Here is a 3490-nt window from a genome sequence, read left to right as displayed (position 1 = left end):
GGCCAGATGGGCTTCGTCGAGCTGCTGCCGCAGCCTGGAAACTTCAACCTTATAGGCATACGGAAAGAGTATTCTGAGAGAATTGCTAACCATCCCGCAACACCTCGACCAGCGGCCTGGCCTTTGCCAGGTGGGTTGAACGTCGAGTCCAAAGACATAAGATCAGAGTCTGAACTCAACCAGGGTTGATTCACGCGATCCGAAACGCACGCTACCCCGCCCGCGCCGCCCGGCGCAGCGCCTGCGGCGGCTGGCCGAAGGCGCGGATGAAGGCGCGCCGCATCCGCTCGGGGTCGCGAAAGCCGGTGGTTTCGGCGACGCGCTCGATCGCCTCGTTCGAGGCCTGGACGCGCGCCCGCGCCACCTCGATGCGCAGGCGCTCGATCGCCTTTGACGGCGTGGTGCCGGTCTCCGTGATGAAGGCGCGGGTGAAGTGCCGCGCGCTCATGCCGGCGCGGTCGGCGAGCTGGTCGACCGTCAGCGGCGCGTCGAGATGCTCGCGCGCCCAGGTCAAGAGCGGCCCGAAGCGCCCCGTGGGCGCCTTCAGCTCCAGGAGCGAGGAGAACTGCGACTGTCCGCCGCTGCGGCGATGGTAGAGCACGAGCTGGCGCGCGGTCTGCTCTACGATGCCGTCGCCAAAATCGTCTGCCGCCATCGCGAGCGCGAGATCGATGCCGGCGGTGATGCCGGCCGAGCTCCAGATCGCGCCGTCGCGGACGAAGATCTGGTCAGGCTCGAGCTTCACCTTGGGATAGGTGGCGAGGAATTGCTGCGTGCGCTGCCAATGCGTGGTGGCGCGGCGGCCGTCCAGCAGGCCTGCCTCCGCGAGGATGAAGGCGCCCGAGCAGACGCTGGCGACGCGGCTGCCGCGCCTGGCGACCGCCTGCACGAAGCGGATCGTGCATGCGTCGCGTGCCGCCGCCTCGACGCCCTCGCCGCCGGCGATGATCAGCGTCGTGATCACAGCCGGCGAGGCGAACTTCCGCGCCAGCATCTCGGCACCGGACGACGAGCGCACCGGTCCCGGAATTGCCGCCATCACCCTGATCGGCACGGCGCGCCTGGCGAACCGCGAGGCGATCTCGAACACCGAGATCGGACCGGCGGCATCGAGCAGCTGGAAATCGGGGAAAATGACAACGCCGATCATGATCGCTTCGTGTCCCTAGAGTTTATCTCCGTCATTGCGAGCAGCGCAGCGACGAAGCCATCCAATCCGCCTGGGCGAAATGGATTGCTGCGCTGTGCCCGCAATGACGACGAATTCCAATGTCTTTAATTGAGGGAAATATGCCATTTCAGACAGAACGCCATCATGTCAGGATGTGCTGGTCAAGCGCATTCTCGAAAGGCCCTCCATGTCGCCATCGCTGCAGATCGGACTTCTGGTCTTTCCCAAGGTGACCCAGCTCGACCTCACCGGGCCCGTGCAGGTGTTCTCCGGCCTGCCCGGCGCAATCGTGCATCTGATCTGGAAACGCATCGAGCCGGTCCCGAGCGACTCCGTGCTGGTGCTCACTCCCACCATCACGTTCACGGACTGCCCGCAGCTCGACGTGATCTGCGTGCCTGGCGGTGCCGGCAGCGACGATCTGCTCAATGACGCCGAGGTGCTCGCCTTCCTGCGCCGGCAGGCCGAAGGCGCCAGGTTCATCACCTCGGTCTGCACGGGATCGCTGGTGCTGGGTGCGGCCGGCCTGCTCAGCGGCTATCGCGCGACGACACATTGGGCCGCGATGGATTTTCTCACCTGCTTTGGCGCTGTGCCGGCAAAAACGCGGGTCTGCATCGACCGCAGCCGCGTCACCGGCGGCGGCGTGACGGCGGGAATCGATTTTGCGTTGACGCTGGTGTCGCTGTTGTACGACCGCAGCACCGCGGAGGCGATCCAGCTTCGCCTGGAGTATAACCCCGGGCCGCCGTTCAACGCCGGCTCGCCCGAGACTGCGCCGGCGGACGTCGTGGCCATGATCAAGGAGCGGATCAAGCCGTCACAAGCACGGCGGAGCGAGGCGATCGCCCGCGCCAAGGCGCGGCTCGCCGGGACAGAGGTCGGCGCCCGAGCAGCAGAACCCTGAGCAACAGAAAAAGGCCGCCTGGTTGCCCAGACGGCCTTTCCTGTCTCACGGGGGCGCCACATTGGCGGGCGATTTCGGAACGTCCGGGGCCGGGGGCCGATCTCCCGGCGGCGTCCTGATCGGGTGCCGCTGCATTTCGGGGCAGTCGCGAACTGTTGCCCGAACCGTCGCGATGGTCTCCCATCTCCGTAAGATGACCCAGTCAACCGCGCCTTCGCGAACCGCGCAACCGCGCGCTGCGGGCTGTCCCCGCTGTTACCGTTGTTCACAGGGTTCGGGCCACAGACCATCCGCACGCGGGCGCCGCGGCAGCGCCGGGCCGTCAAGCGCTGGCCGGTCTCCGCCAGCTCGCAAGGCTGATGCCATGCGTGATCAGGCGGACGCCTGCGCACAACTGCCTGTCGGCACAGCAACTCGCGTTGAAATTCAGTCGGCCGGCGTCCACGGCTGGTAATCGCCGGTTGCCTTGGGACGGCGGCCGCTCGCAAGCGTCGAGCCGGAGGGACGATACGCCGCGGGCGTCCCGGTCATGTTCGGGACATGTGGCTTTTCCCATTCGCGCGGCTTGTAGCCATCCTCGGTGGGCGGCACGTCGACGGTATGATGCATCCAGCCGTGCCATTCGGGCGGAATGCGGCTGGCCTCGGCGACACCGTTGTAGACCACCCAGCGGCGCTCAAACAGCAGCGTCGGGTCGATCTTGCCGCCAGCGGTGCGATAATAGCGGTTGCCCTGCGCGTCCTCACCCACCAGCTCGCCGAACCGCCAAGTCCACAACTGGGTGCCGAAGGTCTGGCCATTCCACCAGGTGAAGACTTTGAGGAGGAACTGTTTCATGCGGGCGACCGGCTGGGGCTCATTGCGTTGTCGTGATGCCACCGCAACGCGGAATTGTCCAGTCGCGTCGGCGCATTTTCCAGCGTCACGCGCGCCGCGGGTCGGAGCAGGAAAGCGCGTCCGAACAACGCGCTGCAGGGTTTTGCTCCGATCCAACGGCAACGGAGCCGGCGCTCGCTCGCAGAGGTTTGCGGCTGGCAAGTGGGCAAATGGCCGCAACCTCGGAACATTCGCTTGGGCCGGCCATTAAATGCAAACCAATATGAACGGAGTAAAATGATCATGATCAACTTGAAAGCTTTAAGCACCGCTTCGGCGCTCGCTTTGGCACTGGCGGTGGCCCCGACGGCGAGCTTCGCCTTCGGCCATGGCGGCGGCGGCGGCCATATGGGCGGCGGTGGCCACATGGGTGGTGGCGGCATGCACATGGGAGGTGGTGGCCACATGGGTGGCGGCGCAATGCACATGGGAGGCGGCGCCATGCACATGGGTCACTTCGGCGGTGGCGGCGCCTGGAGCGGTGGCCACACGGCCTTCAACGGCGGCGGCTGGCATGGCGGTGATCGCGGCTGGCA

General features: G+C 66.2%; 4 protein-coding genes and 1 pseudogene. 3 read left to right on the top strand and 2 right to left on the bottom strand.

The window, feature by feature from the left end:
* The coding region (locus tag WCB02_RS37380) for a hypothetical protein (protein ID WP_423966915.1) at positions 1-189 on the top strand (189 nt) is incomplete at its 5' end.
* Between the two features lie 22 nt (positions 190-211).
* Here WCB02_RS37380 and WCB02_RS37375 read toward each other — a convergent pair.
* Positions 212-1150 (bottom strand): GlxA family transcriptional regulator, encoded by a 939-nt coding sequence (locus WCB02_RS37375; RefSeq protein ID WP_423966913.1) that lies wholly within the window; start codon positions 1148-1150, stop codon positions 212-214.
* Between the two features lie 208 nt (positions 1151-1358).
* Here WCB02_RS37375 and WCB02_RS37370 point away from each other — a divergent pair, with 208 nt between their 5' ends.
* On the top strand, positions 1359-2078 hold the full coding sequence (locus WCB02_RS37370) for a DJ-1/PfpI family protein (protein WP_423966911.1): 720 nt from the start codon (positions 1359-1361) through the stop codon (positions 2076-2078).
* Positions 2079-2504: 426 nt separating this feature from the next.
* Here the strand turns inward: WCB02_RS37370 and WCB02_RS37365 are convergent, their stop codons facing one another.
* Positions 2505-2915 carry an NADH:ubiquinone oxidoreductase subunit NDUFA12 gene (locus WCB02_RS37365; protein WP_423966909.1) on the bottom strand — a complete coding sequence of 137 codons (411 nt, stop codon included), beginning with the start codon at positions 2913-2915 and terminating at the stop codon, positions 2505-2507.
* A 282-nt stretch (positions 2916-3197) separates the two neighbouring features.
* Here WCB02_RS37365 and WCB02_RS37360 point away from each other — a divergent pair.
* Positions 3198-3490: pseudogene (locus WCB02_RS37360) on the top strand (BA14K family protein); the annotation flags it as partial.

The organism is Bradyrhizobium sp. (assembly GCF_049581145.1).
In the GTDB taxonomy this organism is placed as follows: domain Bacteria; phylum Pseudomonadota; class Alphaproteobacteria; order Rhizobiales; family Xanthobacteraceae; genus Bradyrhizobium.
This window is presented reverse-complemented; position numbering and strand designations above follow the sequence as displayed.